Raw genomic sequence first — 19,476 nt, 5'->3', positions numbered from 1 at the left:
GGGATGCCCGATACACTCGCCACCGCCGTCAGCCACAGCCTGGAAATCAAACACAGCCGTTTCGTCGCGCATGCCGCGCCGATCGGCTCTGCCGAAGACGCACTGGCGTTCCTGCAGCAGGTCGCGGTGCCCGACGCCACGCACAACTGCTGGGCCTACCGGCACGGCAACGAATACCGGTCCAGCGACGACGGGGAACCGGCCGGCACCGCCGGTCGCCCGATCCTGGCGGCGATCGACGGCCAGGGCTTTGATCGCGTCATGGTGGTGGTGATCCGCTGGTACGGCGGCATCAAGCTGGGCGCGGGCGGGCTGGTGCGGGCCTATGGCGGCACTGCCGCCGAGTGCCTGCGCACCGCGCCACGGCTGCCGCTGGTGGCGCTGGCCGAGTTGACCGTGCAGGCCGCGTTCGAGGACCTGGGCGCGCTGCATGCCGCCCTGGCAGCGCACCTGGCCGAAAAACTGGACGAAACGTTCACCGCCTCGGGCGTGGAACTGCACGTCCGCCTTCCCGCCGATCAGGCCGACCCGTTGAAAACCCGCCTGCGCGACGCCACCCGTGATCGTATCCGCGTGCATCCGCGCACCGAACCAGGCCTTGTCCATGACTGAACCCTCTTCCGCACCGGAACCGGCGCTGCGCCGCCTTGGCAGCCTGGGCACGCTGTGGCCGTTCGTGCGCCGGCACGGTGGGCTGTTCTCGGCCTGGCTGGTGGCGCTTGCCGTCTCTTCCACCGCCACGCTGAGCCTGCCCCCGGCGGTGAAGCTGATGATCGACCACGGGTTCAGCGGCAACGGGCAGATCAACCGCGCGTTCGCCCTGCTGTTGCTGGTGGCGGTGGTGCTGGGGCTGGCCACGGCCGCGCGCTTCTTCTTTGTTTCGCTGCTGGGCGAGAAGGTGGTGGCCGACCTGCGCAGCCGCCTGTATGCGCACCTGATCTCACTGGGCGCCGGCTTCCACGACCGCAGCCGCAGCGGCGAGCTGGTCTCGCGGCTGACCGCCGACAGCGAGCTGCTGCGCAGCGTGATTGGTTCCACCATGTCGGTCGCGCTGCGCAGCAGCGTCACCGTGGTCGGCAGCCTGGTGATGCTGTTCGTGACCAGCCCACGCCTGGCCGCATGGTCGCTGGTCGGCATTCCGCTGGCGGTGCTGCCGATCGTCATCGGGGCGCGGCGCGTGCGCGGCATTTCGCGCGCCAGCCAGGACCGCATCGCCGATGCCAACAGCCTGGCCGCCGAAACACTGGGCGCGGTGCGCACGGTGCAGGCGCACGCGCGCGAACCGTATGAACGCAACCGTTTCAATGAAGCACTGGCCGAATCGATCCGCGCCGCGCGGCGCCGCATCGGCGCGCAGTCGCTGGTGACGGCCACCGCCATCGTGCTGGTGTTCGGTGCCATCGTGGGCGTGCTGTGGCTGGGTGCGCATGACGTCAACGACGGCCGGATGACGGCCGGCACCCTGGGCCAGTTCGTGCTGTACGCGCTGATCGGCGGCGGCTCGGTCGGTGCGCTGGCCGAAGTGTGGAATGAACTGCAGCGCGCGTCCGGCGGCATGGGGCGCATCGCCGAGCTGCTGCACGAAGACATCGAAATCACCGCACCGACCGACCCGCTGCCGCTGCCCACCCCGCTGCGTGGCGAGATCCGCTTCCAGGACGTGGTCTTCCACTACCCGCAGCGCCCTGACACCGCGGCACTGGCCCATTTCGACCTGCACGTGCGCCCGGGTGAAACCGTGGCGCTGGTCGGGCCCTCGGGCGCTGGCAAGAGCACGGTGTTGTCGATGCTGCTGCGCTTCCATGATCCTGCCGCCGGCAGCGTGCTGGTGGATGGCGTGGACGTGCGCCGGGTCGATCCGGCGCAGCTGCGCGCACAGATGGCGCTGGTGCCGCAGCAGCCCACGCTGTTTGCCAGCAGCGCGCTGGAGAACATCCGCTACGGCCGGCTGGAAGCCAGCAACGAGGAGGTGCAGCGTGCCGCGGAAGCGGCCGAAGCCGATGACTTCCTGCAGGCGCTGCCCGACGGCTACCTGAGCGAGCTGGGCGAGCGCGGTGCGCGCCTGTCCGGCGGCCAGCAGCAGCGCATCGCGATCGCGCGCGCGCTCCTCAAGGACGCGCCGATCCTGCTGCTGGACGAGGCCACCAGCGCGCTGGACGCGCAAAGCGAACGTGCGGTGCAGCAGGCGCTGGAGCGGCTGATGGCGGGGCGCACCACGCTGGTGATCGCGCACCGGCTGGCCACGGTGCTCAAGGCCGACCGCATCGTGGTCATGGACCACGGGCGGATCGTGGCGCAGGGCACCCACGCCGAGCTGCTGGCCGAAGGTGGACTGTACGCTGAACTGGCCAAGCTGCAGTTCATCGATTGATGACGCACCGATAACGCGGCAGGTTGCATGGTGGCAGCGCCCCATGAACCTGCTGCAGGAGGTGTTTGATGTCGTTCCGTCAGTTTCCCGCGATCGATGCCAATGGCGAAGACCATGTGGTCATCGAATTCAAGGACGAGGCCGGCGATACCGCTGCCGACCCGCACGTCCGTTACGAATTGGCCGATGGCCGTCACCTGGTGCGTGAGGGTCGGGTGTTCCGGACCAGCGGTGGCGAGCTCACCCTGACCATCTGACTGGTCAATTATTCGCCACCCATCTTGACAGCGTTGCCCCACGGGGGCTGCGCACGGTTATCCACATGCTTGTCCGCATTTCATCCACACCCCCTGTGGATGAATGCGACAGGCTGTCAGCGCGGCAGCACCCGCCCGACGCCGCTGGCGTCAATTTCCACCGCCGCCCGCTGCAGCGCATCCCGGTCACTGCCAGCCACGAATCCCATCCGGAAATGCACCTCGCCGCCTGGCGTGCGCGAGGAGTGGATGGAGGCCAGGCTGACCCCATGCCGTTCGAACACATGCAGCAGCTCACGCAATGAACCGGGGCGATCTTCCGGCAGGTGCACGCTGATCGCGTTGCGCTCGGTCAGGTCGGCCAGCAGGTAGCCCACGCGTTCGAAGGTGTAATTGCCCGCCTCCAGCAGCGCCTTGCCCTGGTGCTCGCGGTTGTCCTGCAGCAGCCGCTCACGGAACGCGGCGCGCGCGGCATCATCGCCCTGCTCCACCTGGCTGCGCAGGGCCTGCAACTGGCCCAGCAGGCGGTCCAACATCGGCGCCACATGCGGGTTGCCGAACTGGATGTCTTCGTAGATGGCGGGGTTGAGCGAGAGGATGCGCGCGATGATCGCGGTATCGAGTTCAAATGAAGCCGACCGGTACGGCATCAGTTCCGACAGCGGCCCGAGCAGCGGCGCGTATTCGCGCAGCACCCCTGCCTGGGCCAGATGGGTGGCATGCACCATGGCCTGCACCAGCGCCATCACCTGGTCGTGGTGTTCGGGCGTGGCGCGCACGCACTCGGCTTCCAGCGCCGCGCACAGCCCGCTTACCCACGCCTGCCAGTGCGACAAGCGCGCTTCGCATACCACCATCACCCTGCCTTTCAGCGTGGGTGCCTTGGGCGGTGCGGTCATCGGGTGCAGCCCCACCACTTCGGCCTGCGAAGCCAGCATCGCAGCCACCGGCTCGCTCTTCACCGAGGTCACGTCCAGCCACAGCCGGCCGGCTTCGCGGCCGGCCGAACGCTTCACGTAATCGGCAATCAAGGCGGGCGTGTGCCGGATCGGCGCGGAGAACACCAGCACGTCCGCGCGCTCCAGCAGTGTTTCGGGATCGTCCGACTGCGGATCGGCCGGATCATGCCCGATCACCTCAAGCCCCAGGCGCTGCTCGAGGAACGTGCGCAGCCAGCGCCCATACGCGCCGGCGCTGCCGACGATGCCGACAACCGGGCGCAGGCTCACGCCAGCCGCTCGGCGCGGAAGCGGTGCGGCTGCGCCAGCGCGGCCGGTGCGGCGGCCAGCACGTCGAATTCTTCGTGGTCGTTGGCCAGGGTGGCCTCCAGCGCGGCGTGTACGCCCGAGATCGACCGCGACAGTGCCTGCTCGAAGCGCTCACCGCGCAGCAGGAACGCCACCAGCAGCGACATCAGCACGTCGCCGGTGCCGGCCACGTCCACCGGCAGGTGCGGCGAGGACCAGCGCCAGATCGCATCGCGACTGACCGCCAGCGTGACCAGCTCACCCGGGTCGCCGCCGACGCTGTGCGCCAGCACCCATTCCGGCCCGCGTGCCAGCAGCGCCTGCGCGGCGGCAATCGCATCGGCCTCGGCCAGGCTGGGCATGCCGGTCAGCCGGCCCAGCTCGAACGCGTTCGGGGTGACCAGCCAGGCATGCGGCAGCAGGCGCTCGGCGAAGATGGTTTCCAGGCCCGGCTCCACGTAAGGACCGGTGTGGGTATCGCCGATCACCGGGTCCAGGCAGTAGCGCAGCTGCGGCGACGCCGGCAGCACCGTGTCCAGCCAGTCGGCGAACGCCGCGCCATTGCCGACGCTGCCGAAGTAGCCCGACACCAGCATCTTCGCGCGTGCCGGCAGGCCGCGCTCGCTGGCGCCCAGCAGCAGGTCGGCGAACCAGTCGGCCGGCAGCACGCGGCCGCGCGTGGTCGGATAGAAAGGCGCATTGCTCAGCAACGTGGTCGGCACTTCGGCCACGCGCACGCCCAGCGCACGCAGCGGCGGCACCGCCGCGCTGTTGCCGGCGTGTCCGTAGACCAGCTGCGACTGGACCGAGATGACGTCGACCGGCGACGGACCGTCCGGGCGCTGGCGGCGCCCATGGACCAGATGGCTTTCGAGGGTATCGTTCATGGCCCATTTTAGAGCGTACCGACCAACGGCCGGTACCTGCCCGCTGAATCGCAGGCACAAAAACGCCGGGACGTGCCCGGCGTTTTCGTTACCGATGGAACCAACCGCTTACGAGGTCATGCGATCCCAGAAGCCCTTCACACCATCGATGAAGGTCGCCGACTTCGGCGAGTGCTTGCGCGCTTCTTCGCCGGTGAAGGTGGTTTCGAACTGTTCCAGCAGCTTGCGCTGCTCGGCGGTCAGGTTGACCGGGGTTTCCACCACCACGCGGCAGTACAGGTCGCCTTCGCTGCGGCTGCGCACCGAACGCACGCCCTTGCCGCGCAGGCGGAACAGCTTGCCGGTCTGGGTTTCGGCCGGGATGCGGATTTCCGCATAGCCGCCCAGGGTGGCCACGCGCACGGTGTCGCCCAACGCGGCCTGCGAGATGCGGATCGGCACTTCGCAGTGCAGGTCGTCGCCATCGCGCTGGAAGATGGCGTGCTCGCGCACCCGCACTTCCACGTACAGGTCGCCCGGCGGCGTGCCGGCCGGACCGGCCTCACCCTCGCCCGCCAGGCGGATGCGGTCGCCGGTGTCGACGCCCGCGGGCACCTTGACCGACAACACCTTGTCTTCCTCTACCCGGCCATTGCCGTGGCAGGTCTTGCAGGGGTTCTGGATGATCTGGCCGCGGCCATTGCAGTTATGGCAGGCCTGCTGCATGGCGAAGATGCCACGCTGGATGCGCACCTGGCCCTGCCCACGGCACACGCTGCAGGTTTCGACCTTGCCATCGTCCGAGCCGCTGCCGTGGCAGTCGTCGCACTCGGCCAGGGTCGGAATCTCGATGCGGCGCTCGATGCCACGCACCGCTTCTTCCAGGTCCAGCTCCATCACGTAGCCGATGTCGGCACCGCGACGCGCCTGGCGCGGACCGCCGCCGGCACCGCCAAAAATGTTGCCGAAGATGTCGCCGAAGATGTCGCCCATGTCCGGGCCACCCGGGCCGCCGCCACCGCCCATGCCGTGCTCGAAGGCCGCGTGGCCGTGGGCATCGTACATGCGACGCTTGTTGGCATCGGACAGGGTTTCGTAGGCTTCCTTGCACTCCTTGAAGGCCGCTTCGGCGGCGCTGTCGCCGGGGTTGCGGTCAGGGTGGTGCTTCATCGCGCAACGGCGATAGGCCTTCTTCAGTTCTTCTTCGGTCGCCGTGCGGGTAACACCCAGCACTTCGTAGTAATCGCGCTTGCTCATGGTGTGAATCAGTATCCGGAAGTCGGGATTCGTCAAAGCGGAAGAGCGGAACCAGGTCCGCTCTTTCGTCGGGCGCCCCGGCACACCGGGGTACGGCGGTCAGGACCCAGTGGAATGACAACGGGACGTTGCCTGCGCAACGTCCCGCGTCGTGTCCGGATCAGGACTTCTTGTCGTCCTTGACTTCGGTGAACTCGGCGTCGACCACATCGTCGTGCGCGCCGCCATTGTTGCCGGCGCCGGCATCGGCACCCGGTGCGGCACCGCCCTGCTCGGCCGCGGCCGATGCAGCGAACAGCGACTGGCCGGCTTCTTCCAGCACCTTCGACTTGGCTTCGATCTGGGCCTTGTCGTCACCCTTCATCGCGGTTTCCAAGTCGGCCAGGGCCGATTCGACCTTGCCGATGACATCGCCACCGACCTTGCTGCCGTGTTCGTTGATCGCGGTACGGGTACCGTGGATCAGTGCGTCGGCCTGGTTGCGGGCCTGGACCAGCTCGTGGAACTTCTTGTCTTCTTCGCGGTTGGCTTCCGCGTCGGCGACCATGCGCGCGATCTCGTCCTCGGACAGACCCGAACCGGCCTTGATCTCGACCTTCTGTTCCTTGTTGGTCTTCTTGTCCTTGGCCGACACGTGCAGGATGCCGTTGGCGTCGATGTCGAAGGACACTTCCACCTGCGGCAGGCCGCGCGGGGCCGGCTCGATGCCGGAGAGGTCGAACTTGGCCAGCGACTTGTTGTAGCGGGCCTGTTCGCGCTCACCCTGCAGCACGTGCACGGTCACGGCCGACTGGTTGTCCTCGGCGGTGGAGAACACCTGCGAGGCCTTGGTCGGGATGGTGGTGTTCTTTTCGATGATCTTGGTGAACACACCGCCCATGGTTTCGATGCCCAGCGACAGCGGGGTCACGTCCAGCAGCAGCACGTCCTTGACGTCGCCGCCAAGCACGCCGCCCTGGATCGCGGCACCCAGTGCCACGGCTTCGTCCGGGTTGACGTCCTTGCGCGGTTCCTTGCCGAAGAACTCGGTCACGGCCTGCTGCACCTTCGGCATGCGGGTCTGGCCGCCGACCAGGATCACTTCGCTGATGTCGCTCGAACGCAGGCCGGCATCGTTCAGGGCGATGCGGCACGGCTCGATCGACTTCTTGATCAGGTCTTCCACCAGCGCTTCCAGCTTGGCGCGGGTCAGCTTGATGTTCAGGTGCTTCGGACCGGAAGCATCGGCGGTGACGTACGGCAGGTTCACTTCAGTCTGCTGGCTGGTCGACAGCTCGATCTTGGCGCGCTCGGCAGCATCCTTCAGGCGCTGCAGGGCGAGCGGATCCTTGCGCAGGTCGATGCCCTGGTCCTTGTTGAACTCGTCCACCAGGTATTCGATGACGCGGTTGTCGAAGTCTTCGCCGCCCAGGAAGGTGTCGCCGTTGGTGGCCAGCACTTCGAACTGCTTCTCACCGTCGACGTTGGCGATTTCGATGATCGACACGTCGAAGGTGCCGCCGCCCAGGTCGTACACCACGATCTTGCGGTCCTTGCCGTCACCCTTGTCCAGGCCATAGGCCAGGGCAGCAGCGGTCGGCTCGTTGATGATGCGCTTGACTTCCAGGCCCGCGATGCGGCCGGCGTCCTTGGTCGCCTGGCGCTGGCTGTCGTTGAAGTAGGCCGGCACGGTGATCACGGCCTCGGTGACGGTCTCACCCAGGAACGCTTCGGCGGTCTTCTTCATCTTCTCCAGCACGCGGGCGGAGATTTCCTGCGGCGCCATCTTCTTGGCATCGCTGGTCTGCACCCAGGCATCGCCGTTGTCGTGGGCCAGGATGCCGTAGGGCACGTGCGCGATGTCCTTCTGGACTTCAGCGTCGGTGAACTTGCGGCCGATCAGGCGCTTCACGGCGTAGAAGGTGTTCTTCGGGTTGGTGACGGCCTGGCGCTTGGCCGAGGCGCCGACCAGCACTTCGCCATCCTTGGTGTAGGCGACGATGGACGGCGTGGTGCGGTCGCCTTCCGCGTTTTCGATGACGCGGGCCTTGCCGCCGTCCATGATCGCCACACACGAGTTGGTGGTGCCGAGGTCGATACCAATGATCTTGCCCATGAGGGAGACTCCTGAAAATTTGGGGAACATCCGGCAGCTGCCGGGTTATGAATGGGATGTGTGGGGCGCTGCTGACACTTTCAACCCATCCATCGAACGCTGTGTCCGATGGCGGCCAAACGCGTTCAGGTCAGTCCCGGGCGACCACGACCAGGGCCGGCCGCAGCAGGCGATCGTTGAGCAGATAGCCCTTCTGGAACACCTGGACCACGCTGCCCGGCGCCGCGCCGGGGGCGTCGACCTGGCTGATGGCCTGGTGGTGTTCGGGGTTGAAGGTCTGGCCGGTGGGGTCCAGCAGGGTCAGGCCGTTGTCGGCCGCGACCTTGAGCAGCTGCTTGTAGGTCAGCTCCAGGCCTTCGCGCAGCGGGCTCGGTTCGGCGCCGGCGGCATTGAGCCCGGCGTCCAGGCTGTCGAACACCGGCAGCAGTTCGCCCAGCAGCTTTTCGTTGGCGAAGCGGCGCGCCTGTTCAACGTCGCGGGCCACGCGCTTGCGCTGGTTGTCCAGGTCGGCGCGCTCACGCAGCGACTCGGACCGGAGCAGCGCCACTTCGTTGTGCAGGGCATCGAGCTGCTGCTGCAGGGTATCGCCCGTGGCGGCGTCGCCGACCGGGGTCTGGGATGCGATATCAGGCTGATCTTGGTTCATTTCCGGATCCTTGGCGGTGACTCTCCGCCTCCACCCACCCCAATGTGGGCGGCCGGACCCGATTCAAGAGCTGGGGGCGTGTTTAGGTGCGATCCCGGGACAATCCGCCGCCGGCCGGGGCATCCAGGGCCGCACCGAGCACCTGGGCGGTGGCCTCCACCAGCGGAATCATGCGGTCGTAGGCCATCCGCTTGGGCCCGATCACCCCCAGCACGCCCAGCACCTGGCCGCCGGCCGAGTACGGGGCGGTCACCAGCGAGACGTTCTCCAGCGGCATCACCCCGGTTTCCTCGCCGATGAAGATGCGCACGCCCGGGGCCTGGATGGTGCGCTCAAGCAGCTGCAGGATCTCGCGCTTGCTGGCGAACAGGTCGAACAGCTCGCGCAGGCGGTCCAGGTCGGACAGGTCCTGCACCCCCATCAGCCGTGTCTGCCCGGCCAGCACCATGTCGTCGGCCGGCGGCGCCATCGCCTGCTCGGCCAGCTCCACGCTGTGCGCCAGCAGCTGCTCCATTTCCGTGCGCGCCTGGCGCAGCTCCACCAGCAGGGTGGCGCGGATCTCGGCCAGCGGGCGGCCGGCGCAATGGGCATTGAGGTAGTTGGCCACCTTCTCCAGTTCGGCCGGCTCCCAGCTGCGCTTGGGCTCGATCACCCGGTTCTGCACCTCGTTGTCGGCGAACACGAGGATGGCCAGCACCCGGCGCGCATCCAACGCCACGAAATCAATGTGGCGGAACGCGAACTGTTCGCGCCGCGGCGCGCCGACCACGCCGACGAAATGGCTCATCGCCGACAGCAGCTCCGAGGCACTGCCGAGCAGCGCCTGGGTGCCCGCCCCGGTGGACAGCTCGCTGCGCAGGCGGCTCAGCTCGCTTTCGCCGGGCGGCTGCATCTTGACCAGACTGTCGACGAACACCCGGTAGCCATGCGCGGTGGGCACCCGCCCGGCCGAGACGTGCGCCGAGCTGAGCAGGCCCAGGTCTTCCAGGTCACCCAGGATGTTGCGGATGGTGGCCGGGCTGACATCCAACCCGGCCAGCCGCGCCAGCGTCTGCGAGCCGACCGGCTCGCCGTGCTGGATGTGGCGCGCGATCAGCGTCCGCAGCAGATGGCGGGCGCGCGGCGCAAGATGGGGCGCGGAAGGGTGCATGGAATCAACCTGTGAGACGCGACGTTGGATAATGGCAGGAACACTGCCTGCCCCACCCATGCTAGCGTTGCGCGGCTCAAGAACCCAATACCATGCTCAGACATCTATCGATCAAGGATTTTGCCGTTGTCCGCGCCACCGAACTGGAATTCGGCGCAGGCATGACCGTGGTTTCCGGCGAGACGGGCGCAGGCAAGTCGCTGATGGTTGACGCCTTGGGCTTCCTGTCCGGGCTGCGCGCCGACAGCGGCGTGGTCCGCCACGGCGCGGCGCGCGCGGAGCTGTCGGCCGAGTTCGCGACGGGCGAACACGCCCCGGCCCGGCAATGGCTGCGCGACAACGAACTGGATGACGAGGAGCAGTGTCAGTTGCGCCGGATCATCCGTGCCGACGGCGGCTCGCGCGCCTGGATCAACGGCCGCCCGGTGACCCTGTCCCAGCTCACCGAGCTGGCCGGCATGCTGGTGGAAATCCACGGCCAGCACGAACAGCAGGCGCTGCTGGCACGGCCCTCGCAGCTGGCGCTGCTGGACGCCTACGCCCGCAACGAGGCCGAGCGCGTCCAGGTGCGCCAGGCCGCTGGCCGTTGGCAGGCCCTGGTCGACGAAGCCGAGTCGCTGTCGCGACAGGGCGATGTCAGCGACCGCATCGGCTTCCTGGAACACCAGCTGGGCGAACTGCAGCGCGAAGACCTGGAGCCCGCCTCGATCGCCGCCCTGGGCAGCAGCCACCGCCGCCAGGCCCACGCCGGGGCGCTGGTCAGCGCCTGCGACGTGGCCGCCGCCCGGCTCAATGGCGACGATGAGGTGTCCGTGCTGCAGCTGCTGCAGCAGACCCGGCATGACCTGGCCCGCGTGGCCGAACACGACACCCGCCTGGGCGAGGTGGACGCGCTGCTGGACAGCGCGGTCATCCAGCTGCACGAAGCGCTGGCCCTGCTCGACCGGGTCCACGACGACCTCGACGCCGATCCGGAGCAGTTCGAGGACATCGAACGCCGCCTCGGCCGTCTGCACGACCTGGCGCGCAAGCACCGCGTGCCGATGGAAGGCCTCGCCGATCACCGCGATGCGATGGAAGCCGAAGTCGAGCAGCTGCGCGGTGCCGATACCCGCCTGCAGGCGCTGGCCGGCGAGATCGACCGCGCGGCCGCCCAATGGCAGGCCGTGGCGGCCACGCTCAGTGCCAGCCGCGCCACCGCGGCCAAGGCGCTGTCGGAGACCACCACCACGCTGATCGGCGAGCTGGGCATGGGCGGGGGCCAGTTCCTGATCGAGATCGAACCGCACGCGGCCGCCAGGCCGGACCCGAACGGCGCCGAGCGCGTTGAATTCCTGGTGGCCGCCAACGCCGGCCAGCCGCCGCGCGCCCTGCGCAAGGTGGCCTCGGGCGGCGAACTCTCACGCATCTCGCTGGCCATTGAAGTGGCCGCACTGGGCCTGGATGCGGTGCCGACCATGGTGTTCGACGAAGTCGATTCCGGCATCGGCGGCGCGGTGGCCGATATCGTCGGCCAGAAGCTGCGCGCGCTCGGCGAGAAACGGCAGGTGTTGTGCGTTACCCACCTGCCGCAGGTCGCCTCCAAGGGCCACGCCCATTACCGGGTCAGCAAGGCACCGGTGGAAGGCATGACCCAGAGCGCGGTGGAGAAGCTGGATGCCAAGGCCCGCGAGGAAGAGCTGGCGCGCATGCTTGGCGGCGTGGAAGTCAGCAAGGAAGCCCGCGCGGCCGCGCGCAAACTCCTGCAGGAGACCTGACGGCGTACCCACCAACGGTGGGTACCTGCCGATGGCCTGACCGGGTTACGCCAACGGCTTGGCCAGGTCCACCTGTTCCACCAGGAAATCCAGGAACGCCCGCACCCGCAGGGGCAGGTAACCGCCCTGCCCCACGAACACCGCGTGCACATCTTCCAGGTCGCCCGGATTGGCCTGTTCCAGTACCGGCAACAGCCTTCCGGCGGCGACATCGGCCTGCACCTGGAACGCGGCCAGCCGCGCAATGCCCGCGCCGCCCAGCACCAGCCGCCGCAACGCCTCGCCATCGCTGGCACGTGCGTTGCCGCCGGTCGGCACCGTCAGCACCTGCCCGTGTTCGCGCACCGGCCAGCCGGTCTGTGCCCGTGCGTGACCGATATCCAGCCGGTTGTGTGCCAACAGCGCCGCCGCATCGCCGGGCAGTCCATGCCTGGCTGCGTATGTCGGCGCCGCCACGATCATCATCCGGGTACTGCCCAGCCGCCGCGCAACCAGGCTGGAGCTCTTCAACGGGCCGGCCCGTACCGCCACATCGGTACGCTGCTCCAGCAGGTCGATCACCTCATCGGTCAGCATCAGGTCCACCCCCACCTGCGGGTGCCGCTCCAGGAAGGCCGGCAGCAGCGGCAGCAGGAAATGGTGGGCGAACGGCACGTTGCTGTTCACCCGCAGCCGCCCGCGCGGTTCGGCATGCGCGCTGGCGCAGCGCTCGGCCTCGTCCAGGTCGGCCAGCACGCGCAGGCCACGCTCATAGAACGCGCAGCCTTCCGGGGTCAGCTGCAGCTGGCGGGTGGAGCGCTGCAGCAGCCGCGTGCCCAGCCGTTGTTCCAGCCGCGCTACCAGCTTGCTGACCGCCGAAGGACTCATGTCCAGCGCGCGAGCCGCCGCCGAGAAACTGCCGGCTTCGATCACCCGCACGAAGATCTCCAGCTGGCCGGAGCGATTGATGTCGGGTGTGGGCATGGGATGAATTCAGTTCACAGATGATTGTCCATGGCCAGTCTATTTCACAGATGGTCCGCCGCGCACCATGGCCTCCTCTTCCACGGGATGGCCCGCATGAACCGCTTGATCCGCTTTGCCACCGGCACTCTGCTCACCATTTCAGCCGCGACGTCCGCCGCCGCGTCTGGTGCCCCCCCGCCACCGCACTGGGTTGCGAGCTGGCAGGCCAGCCCGCAGCCGGTCTGGGACGACGACTTCCTGTTTCCGACCGGTATCCCGCAGGTGCTGGACAACCAGACCTTCCGCCAGACCGCGCGGATCAGCCTGGGCGGGCCACGGCTGCGCGTGCGCTTGAGCAATGCCTACGGCACCACGCCCTTGCGGATCGACGCAGCCAGCGTGGCCGGCAGTGCCGGGGCAGCGCCGGTCGCGCTGTCCTTTGATGGACACCCGGGCACCGACATCCCGCCCGGCCAGGACCGTCTGAGCGACCCGCTTGCCCTGCCCATTGCCGCCCAGCAGGCCGTGCAGGTCGACGTGTACGTTGCCGGTCCCACGCCACTGCAGACCTTCCACTGGGATGGGCGCCAGACCAGTGCGATCGCCCCGGGCGACCAGACCGGCCGCGTTGCGCTGCGCGGCAGCACCCCCACCACCGCGCGGCTGTTCCTGACCGGGATCGAGGTGGAGGCGCCGGCCGCGGCGCGCACCGTGGTGGTGATCGGCGATTCGATCACCGACGGCGCCACCGCCAGTCTCGACCGCGACCAGCGCTGGACCGACCACCTGGCTGCCCGGCTGGCGGCGCAGGGAATGGCAGTGGTCAACGCTGGCATTTCCGGCGGGCGGCTGCTGCGTGACGGGATGGGCGACTCGGCGCTGGCCCGGTTCCAGCGCGACGTGCTGGGCGTGCCCGGCGTGGCCAGCGTGGTGGTGCTCGTCGGCATCAATGACATCAGCTGGCCCGGCACCGCCTTCGCCCGCGACCAGCCGCGACCGTCGCTGGCTGAACTCCAGGCCGGCTACCGCCAGCTGGTCGAGCGCGCGCATGCCCACGGCGTGCGGATCATCGGCGCCACCCTTACCCCGTTTGCCGGGGCGCTGCCGGGCACCCCGCTGGACGACTATTACGCCACGGACAAGGACGCCCTGCGCCAGCAGCTCAATACCTGGCTGCGCGAGGAGGCCCCGTTCGATGCCGTGATCGACCTGGACGCCGCCCTGCGCGATCCGGCCGACCCGGCCCGGCTGGCACCCGCGTTCGACTCCGGCGACCACCTGCACCCGGGCGATGCCGGCAACCGGGCGATGGCCGAGGCGGTGGACCTGGCGGTGTTCGGGCAGTAAAAAACCCGGGGGCGGCCCGGGTTCTTTTTACGGGTTCTTTTTTAAAGGTCTACCGACCAACGGTCGGTAGCTACCGTGACGGCTACGCCGTCACTTCCTTTTCTTGCGCACGTAGAGCACCAGCGAGTGCTCTTCCAGCTCGTAGCCGTGGTCGGCGGCGATCTTGCGCTGAAGTTCTTCGATCTCGTGGCTTTCGAACTCGATGATCTTGCCCGAATCCACATCCACCATATGGTCGTGGTGGCCGCCCCGGTCCAGTTCGTAAACGGCCTGGCCGCCTTCGAAATTGTGCTTCAGCACCAGGCCGGCGGCCTCGAACTGGGTCAGCACGCGGTAAACCGTCGCCAGGCCGATCTCGTCACCGTGCTCCAGGAGCTGGCGGTAGATGTCTTCGGCCGTCATGTGGTGCTGGTGCTTCTGGGCGTCGCGCTGCTCAAGCAGGGCAAGGATCCGCATACGCGGATGGGTCACCTTCAGGCCAACTTTGCGCAGGTCGTGGGTTTCCATAAGTCTCCGTTCATTGGCGATTTAGCGCCAGCTGCCTCGGATTGGGTCGCGGCGACACGTTCGGAGTGTATCATCGACTGGATTTCCCAAAACGCCATTCCCCGATGCGCAATCTCCTGCTGGTCGCCGCCGTTGCCCTGTCCACCACGGGCTGCGGCATCATCTATAAGCAACCCATCTATCAGGGCAACCTGATCCGGGAGCAGGCCGTCGGTCAGCTGCAGGTGGGCCAGAGCAAGCAGCAGGTCAACGCGCTGCTCGGCACCCCCTCCATTGACGACCCCTTCCACGCCCAGCGCTGGGACTACACCGCCAGCCAGCGGCTCGACCGCCTCGGCCGCACCGAAGTGAAGAACTTCGTGGTGTTCTTCGAAGGCGACCAGGTCACCCGTTGGGAAGGCGACTACTTCCCCAACGACGATGCCCAGCTGGCCCGGGACCAGGTGCGCCAGTTCGGCCGCAACCTGGCCAAGGACAAGAAGAAGCAGCGCAGCCGCTGATCCGGCGCACCGCCCGGCACTTCATTGACCGGGCGGGTGGCGACGCGGCATCAGCGCGCGCGGGCCCGCTTGCGCCGGTTGTCCTTCGGATCCGCGAGCAGGGGCCGCAGCAATTCCACGCGGTCCCCGTCGTTGAGCACCTGGCTCGCCTTGGCCAGCAGCCCATGCACGGCCACGGCCGGGCAGTTCCCGCTGCCCTCGATGGCGGCGGCGGCAATGGCGTCGGCTACGGTGGCGCCTTCAGCCAGTTCCAACGGGCGCGACTCGGCCCGGTCGGGCCAGGCCAACACCACTTCCACCCGGATCACGGCTCAGTCCTGGTCGTCGGCGACGCGGACGAAGTCATTGACCATGCGGTCGGCCAGGCCCTGGAAGCCCAGTGCCAGCGCCGGCCCCAACAGGCGTGAGTTGGGTTCGAACTCCAGGGTGAGGGTGACCTTGCAGGCATCTTCGGCCAGCGCATGGAATTCCCAGCGGCCGTGCAGGCGCTTGAACGGGCCATCGCGCAGCTGCATGTCGATGTGGTGCGGGCGCTGCAGGGTGTTTTCGGTCATGAACCAGGTGGAAAACGACCCCAACCCCAGGTCCAGCCGCGCCACCAGCCGGTCCGGACCGGATTCCAGGATCTGCGACGCCGAGCACCACCGGAAGCGGTGCGGGTAGGCCTCGATATCATTGACCAGGTCGAACATGCGGGCAGCCGAATGTTCGACCAGGGCACTACGTTTGATGGTTGGCATGCGAAGGCTTGGCTGGCGAATCGACCGCGGGGGCCCGAATCGGAGACAATAGGTAAATGAGCAAGAACAGCGGCAAGGATAAAGCAAAGAACGCGACGGCCAACAAAACCATCGCGCTCAACAAGCGTGCCCGCCACGAATACACCCTCGAGGACCGTTTCGAGGCCGGCCTGGCCCTGCAGGGCTGGGAAGTGAAATCGATCCGGGCCGGGCGCGGCAACATCATCGACGCCTACGCCTACGTCAAAAGCGGCGAGATCTTCCTGATCGGCGCCCAGATCACCCCGTTGATCCAGGCCTCCACCCACGTGGTGGCCAACGACCGCCGCGAGCGCAAGCTGCTGCTCCACCGCAGCGAGATCGACAAGCTGGTCGGCAAGGTCGAACGTGACGGCTACACCATCGTCCCCACGGCGATGTACTGGAGCAAGAACAAGATCAAGCTGGAAGTGGCGCTGGCCAAGGGCAAGCAGACCCACGACAAGCGCGACGCCGAAAAGGACCGCGACTGGGCCCGCGAAAAGCAGCGCACCATGCGCCGCCACAACCGCGACGCCTGAGATTCACCCCATCCGTAGAGCCGGGCCCTGCCTGGCTGCCCTACCCGCCCCAACTGTCCGGAGCACCGCGTGACCCAGGAAATCCCCCAGGAGACCGCCCCGAGCGCGGACTCCATCGCCACGCTGCAGGCCGACGTCGCCGCCTACGAGACCATCTTCGGCGAACTGGCCCGCGCCATGGACCCGGCCGCCCTGCTCAAGGTGCTGACCTACACCCTGCGCAACGCCAAGCGCGTCGCCTCGGAGGCCCAGAGCTACGACTCGCTCGAGCACCGCCGCCTGGTCGCCCGGATCGAGGCCCTGATGGCCCGGGCCGAACCCGAAGCCCGCAAGCAGGCCATGACCCAGCGCAACGCGCAGAACCACGACCGCAAGGTCCGGGCCAAGCACCAGGCCGACAGCAAGCGTCAGCGCGAAGGCCGGTAGATCCGACAAGGCCGTGACGTTTTCAGGTGACTGTTCAGCTGAATCGGAGTAGGATCAGTCCCATCAAGTAACGTCTGGGTCGCCAGACGCCTTGCAGTTCTTGAAGAAACCGGGGGTGCATTGGTTTCGACGGGGGTTGTGAAGTCACTTGGTGCATGCCGAGGGGGCAGCTTTCCTCGTTAATCCAGCAGCAAACTTCTAGTTGCCAACGACGACAACTACGCTCCGGTCGCTCTCGCAGCCTAAAAGCTGTTTGAGTTACCTTCTGCCGACTTAGGCGGAGCCCCGAACCCACTTGTGTCCATGCTCGTCGGTGTAGGGTCATTATCATGGAATCGGTTGCGATGGCTGCCTGTCAGTCGCGACCTAACCTAAAGCAGGCTGATCCTGGGGTGCGTTTCGCACACCGTACTGCCACAGGACGACACCAAACGGTGAGCTAAGCATGTAGAACTGGGGATGGAGTGCCTTCGGACGGCGGTTCAATTCCGCCCACCTCCACCAACGAAGGGTCTGAGAGGACCCAAAGAAGCCGAGAGATCCTTATAAAACGGGGCTCTCGGCTTTCTTTTTGTCCAGAGCAGTCCGGGCGTATCCGTTGCAGGCCATGCGACTGTGGGGGTATATCTTGGGGTATCCGCCCCGCTCCCAAACCCGATACCCCCATGCCCCTGACCGACGTCGCGATCCGTCGCGCCAAGTCGTCCGACAAGCCCCAGAAGCTGACCGACGGCGGTGGCCTGTTCCTGTTCCTCACCACCGCCGGCGCCAAGAGCTGGCGCTGGAAGTACCGCGTCGCCGGCAAGGAAAAGCTGCTGGTGATCGGGCTCTATCCTGACGTGACCCTCGCCATGGCCCGTGCGTCCCGCGACGATGCTCGTCGACTGCTGGCCACCGGGGTGGATCCGGGCGTTCAGCGGAAGGCGGCCGCGACGGCAAGGGCCGGCATCGACCCGGACAGCTTCGAGGTCATCGCGAGGGAGTGGTTGCGCGGCAGGCAGTGGGTGCCCGGCTACAAGAAGAAGGTCGAGGCCTGGTTCGAGAACGACGTGTTCCCAGCCATCGGGGCCCGACGGGCGACTGAGCTGCGCGCGTCGGACTTCCTGGGCATCGCCCGCAAGATGGAAGAGCGCGAGGCATTCGAGTCCGCCCACCGGGTAATGCAGAACTGCGGCCAGGTGATGCGATACGCCGTGGCCACCGACCGCGCGGAACGGAACCCGGTGGCAGACCTGCGCGGTGCGTTGGTGCCCGCGCCGGAGAAGAACCATGCGGCGGTGGTGGATCCGGTCCAGTTGGGAGGGTTGCTGCGCGCCCTGCACGCCTACACCGGCACGCCGGTCGTCCGGGCTGCGCTGCAGCTGATGCCGCTGGTATTCGTGCGACCCGGTGAGCTGCGGGCCGCGGAATGGGCCGAGATCGACCTGGACGCTGGGCTCTGGAGCATCCCCGCCAGCCGCATGAAGATGCGGCAGCCCCACATCGTGCCGCTGGCACGCCAGGCCGTCGCCATCCTGCAGACGCTGAAGGCAACCTTCCCCACGGACTACGCCGGACCCTACGTGTTCCCGGGCCTGCGTTCGGACGCCCGCCCCATGTCTGAGGTCGCGGTGCTGGCGGCTCTGCGCAGCATGGGGTTCGACAAAGACACCGTCACCGGCCACGGCTTCCGGGCGACCGCGCGGACGCTCTTGGATGAGGTCCTGGCCTACAGGCCGGACATCATCGAGCACCAGCTGGCGCATGCGGTCAAGGATCCGAATGGCCGGGCCTACAACCGCACCACGCATCTGGTGGAGCGGACGCGGATGATGCAGGAATGGGCGGACTACTTAGATCGGCTTCGCGCGAGCATTCCCGTGCTACCGCGACCCGGCCAAGCTGCGGCATGAGCTTCCCAGCCGCTCGAAACGTCAGGGAACTGGACGCCCTCATGGAACCCAGACAATGCGGCAAACTGCACGAAGCCCAGTGCATCAGTGCCGCCCCTCCCTCACAGCCGCTAAGCTGTGCGGCTCATCCCAGCGTGTTCGACCACCCCGACGAGCATATTGATTGCATGCTGCCTCGCCTTCTTTTGATCCAAGATGGCAGCAAGCTTCGGGCCCAGCTTACCTTCCATCCTTACTCGAATCAGCTCAAGAAAGCCATCGAGAAGAACGATATGAGAGTGTGCATAGACGCCGTTCTCAGGCTCATGCTCAACTTCGAAGACTCCAGGCTCGCAATACATGTCGTCCGCCTGATAGCTACCTCTAACCCTGCCCACCAAAACAGGGAAGAACCCAACGTACCGAGGAACCTCATCATCGGCAAGATCGGGCTTTTTTTCCTTTTTCAGAGCTGCGTCTCGCTCAGCCTTCAGGACTCCGAGCTCGTGACATGCTTCCACGTTAGAAGCTTCGCCCCAGATGACGGACTCGACTCTACGTCCGTTTTTCTCGGCAAATTTGAACTGTGAGGGATACGAGGCGCCGGAAACGTTAGGGTATTCCTCAAGCATTCTTGGCTCGAAAATTTGTCGCCAGACAGAGTCCACGTCAGCGATGAACTTCGGATATTCGGCTGCCATCCTTGACCCACTCCCAACATCGTAATAAATGACGAATCTTCAATCGCCTTCTCAGTCACCGGAACCTCCTCAGTTAGGTAGGCTATATCTCTGCCCTCGCTAACAATGCTGGAAATACCGGTTTCCGTGATCATGGCGCTTCCGCGAAGGTTGCCATGGGACCATGTGAGGACGACATCCCCATCTGCATCCACAGAGGGGATCGGGGCTGCACCGAGGCCTCGCCTCTCCAA

General features: G+C 67.0%; 20 protein-coding genes and 1 other RNA gene. 10 read left to right on the top strand and 11 right to left on the bottom strand.

Features of this window, described 5'->3' with window-relative positions; genetic code table 11:
- Positions 1 to 3 precede the first annotated feature (3 nt).
- The 3 genes from AC06E7_RS15660 (at position 4) to AC06E7_RS15650 (ending at position 2,628) form a co-directional block, all read left to right on the top strand.
- Entirely contained in the window at positions 4 to 612 is a 609-nt protein-coding gene (locus tag AC06E7_RS15660) for an IMPACT family protein (RefSeq protein ID WP_068854632.1), read from the top strand.
- Positions 605 to 2,371 (top strand): ABC transporter transmembrane domain-containing protein, encoded by a 1,767-nt coding sequence (locus tag AC06E7_RS15655; RefSeq protein WP_478065281.1) that lies wholly within the window; start codon positions 605 to 607, stop codon positions 2,369 to 2,371. The genes AC06E7_RS15660 and AC06E7_RS15655 overlap by 8 nt, the downstream gene beginning before the upstream one ends.
- A gap of 68 nt (positions 2,372 to 2,439) precedes the next feature.
- Complete coding sequence (locus AC06E7_RS15650; RefSeq protein WP_093534349.1) at positions 2,440 to 2,628, top strand: hypothetical protein; 189 nt, start codon at positions 2,440 to 2,442, stop codon at positions 2,626 to 2,628.
- Between the two features lie 116 nt (positions 2,629 to 2,744).
- Here AC06E7_RS15650 and AC06E7_RS15645 read toward each other — a convergent pair whose 3' ends face one another.
- The 6 genes from AC06E7_RS15645 to hrcA all read right to left on the bottom strand — a co-directional run bounded on the left by AC06E7_RS15645 (position 2,745) and on the right by hrcA (position 9,889).
- Positions 2,745 to 3,857, bottom strand: coding sequence for a prephenate dehydrogenase (locus AC06E7_RS15645; protein ID WP_478065280.1), 1,113 nt, complete (start codon positions 3,855 to 3,857; stop codon positions 2,745 to 2,747).
- The gene (pdxY, locus tag AC06E7_RS15640; RefSeq protein WP_336443363.1) at positions 3,854 to 4,762 is read right to left on the bottom strand and encodes a pyridoxal kinase; all 909 of its coding nucleotides are present in this window, start codon (positions 4,760 to 4,762) and stop codon (positions 3,854 to 3,856) included. The genes AC06E7_RS15645 and pdxY overlap by 4 nt, the downstream gene beginning before the upstream one ends.
- A gap of 108 nt (positions 4,763 to 4,870) precedes the next feature.
- On the bottom strand, positions 4,871 to 5,998 hold the full coding sequence (gene dnaJ / locus AC06E7_RS15635) for a molecular chaperone DnaJ (protein ID WP_068851162.1): 1,128 nt from the start codon (positions 5,996 to 5,998) through the stop codon (positions 4,871 to 4,873).
- A 160-nt stretch (positions 5,999 to 6,158) separates the two neighbouring features.
- On the bottom strand, positions 6,159 to 8,093 hold the full coding sequence (gene dnaK, locus AC06E7_RS15630) for a molecular chaperone DnaK (protein ID WP_068851160.1): 1,935 nt from the start codon (positions 8,091 to 8,093) through the stop codon (positions 6,159 to 6,161).
- A 130-nt stretch (positions 8,094 to 8,223) separates the two neighbouring features.
- A complete protein-coding gene (gene grpE / locus AC06E7_RS15625) occupies positions 8,224 to 8,739 on the bottom strand; it encodes a nucleotide exchange factor GrpE (RefSeq protein WP_478065279.1) in 516 nt (171 codons plus the stop codon).
- 82 nt (positions 8,740 to 8,821) lie between these two features.
- Positions 8,822 to 9,889: a heat-inducible transcriptional repressor HrcA gene (hrcA, locus tag AC06E7_RS15620; protein ID WP_478065278.1), complete on the bottom strand. Its 1,068-nt coding sequence runs from the start codon at positions 9,887 to 9,889 to the stop codon at positions 8,822 to 8,824.
- Positions 9,890 to 9,981: 92 nt separating this feature from the next.
- On the opposite strand from hrcA, the gene recN reads away from it, so the two are divergent.
- Positions 9,982 to 11,646, top strand: coding sequence for a DNA repair protein RecN (gene recN, locus AC06E7_RS15615; RefSeq protein WP_478065277.1), 1,665 nt, complete (start codon positions 9,982 to 9,984; stop codon positions 11,644 to 11,646).
- Positions 11,647 to 11,691: 45 nt separating this feature from the next.
- On the opposite strand, the gene AC06E7_RS15610 is transcribed toward recN, so the two are convergent.
- The gene (locus AC06E7_RS15610) at positions 11,692 to 12,609 is read right to left on the bottom strand and encodes a LysR family transcriptional regulator (RefSeq protein WP_478065276.1); all 918 of its coding nucleotides are present in this window, start codon (positions 12,607 to 12,609) and stop codon (positions 11,692 to 11,694) included.
- A 96-nt stretch (positions 12,610 to 12,705) separates the two neighbouring features.
- Between AC06E7_RS15610 and AC06E7_RS15605 the strand changes: the two genes are divergently transcribed.
- Entirely contained in the window at positions 12,706 to 13,938 is a 1,233-nt protein-coding gene (locus AC06E7_RS15605; RefSeq protein ID WP_478065275.1) for an SGNH/GDSL hydrolase family protein, read from the top strand.
- Between the two features lie 90 nt (positions 13,939 to 14,028).
- Here AC06E7_RS15605 and fur read toward each other — a convergent pair whose 3' ends face one another.
- A complete protein-coding gene (fur, locus tag AC06E7_RS15600; protein WP_068851145.1) occupies positions 14,029 to 14,445 on the bottom strand; it encodes a ferric iron uptake transcriptional regulator in 417 nt (138 codons plus the stop codon).
- Positions 14,446 to 14,549: 104 nt separating this feature from the next.
- On the opposite strand from fur, the gene AC06E7_RS15595 reads away from it, so the two are divergent.
- On the top strand, positions 14,550 to 14,945 hold the full coding sequence (locus AC06E7_RS15595) for an outer membrane protein assembly factor BamE domain-containing protein (protein WP_184123985.1): 396 nt from the start codon (positions 14,550 to 14,552) through the stop codon (positions 14,943 to 14,945).
- Positions 14,946 to 14,995: 50 nt separating this feature from the next.
- Here the strand turns inward: AC06E7_RS15595 and AC06E7_RS15590 are convergent, their stop codons facing one another.
- Together AC06E7_RS15590 and AC06E7_RS15585 are read right to left on the bottom strand one after the other, a co-directional pair.
- Complete coding sequence (locus AC06E7_RS15590) at positions 14,996 to 15,253, bottom strand: RnfH family protein (RefSeq protein WP_478065274.1); 258 nt, start codon at positions 15,251 to 15,253, stop codon at positions 14,996 to 14,998.
- 3 nt (positions 15,254 to 15,256) lie between these two features.
- On the bottom strand, positions 15,257 to 15,685 hold the full coding sequence (locus AC06E7_RS15585; RefSeq protein WP_478065273.1) for a type II toxin-antitoxin system RatA family toxin: 429 nt from the start codon (positions 15,683 to 15,685) through the stop codon (positions 15,257 to 15,259).
- Positions 15,686 to 15,741: 56 nt separating this feature from the next.
- Here AC06E7_RS15585 and smpB point away from each other — a divergent pair, with 56 nt between their 5' ends.
- The 4 genes from smpB (at position 15,742) to AC06E7_RS15565 (ending at position 18,563) form a co-directional block, all read left to right on the top strand.
- Positions 15,742 to 16,245 (top strand): SsrA-binding protein SmpB, encoded by a 504-nt coding sequence (gene smpB, locus AC06E7_RS15580; RefSeq protein WP_068851133.1) that lies wholly within the window; start codon positions 15,742 to 15,744, stop codon positions 16,243 to 16,245.
- 69 nt (positions 16,246 to 16,314) lie between these two features.
- Entirely contained in the window at positions 16,315 to 16,671 is a 357-nt protein-coding gene (locus AC06E7_RS15575; RefSeq protein WP_210132311.1) for a hypothetical protein, read from the top strand.
- A 111-nt stretch (positions 16,672 to 16,782) separates the two neighbouring features.
- Positions 16,783 to 17,175, top strand: a transfer-messenger RNA (tmRNA) gene (gene ssrA / locus AC06E7_RS15570).
- A 161-nt stretch (positions 17,176 to 17,336) separates the two neighbouring features.
- Positions 17,337 to 18,563 (top strand): tyrosine-type recombinase/integrase, encoded by a 1,227-nt coding sequence (locus AC06E7_RS15565; protein WP_478065272.1) that lies wholly within the window; start codon positions 17,337 to 17,339, stop codon positions 18,561 to 18,563.
- A gap of 110 nt (positions 18,564 to 18,673) precedes the next feature.
- Here the strand turns inward: AC06E7_RS15565 and AC06E7_RS15560 are convergent, their stop codons facing one another.
- Positions 18,674 to 19,243, bottom strand: a complete 570-nt coding sequence (locus AC06E7_RS15560) for a hypothetical protein (protein WP_478065271.1) — start codon at positions 19,241 to 19,243, stop codon at positions 18,674 to 18,676.
- Positions 19,244 to 19,476 lie beyond the last annotated feature (233 nt).

This window comes from Stenotrophomonas sp. Steno-Z4 (assembly GCF_056393145.1).
Note: the sequence above shows the minus strand (reverse complement) of the source record. Positions and strands in the feature narration are given on the sequence as shown.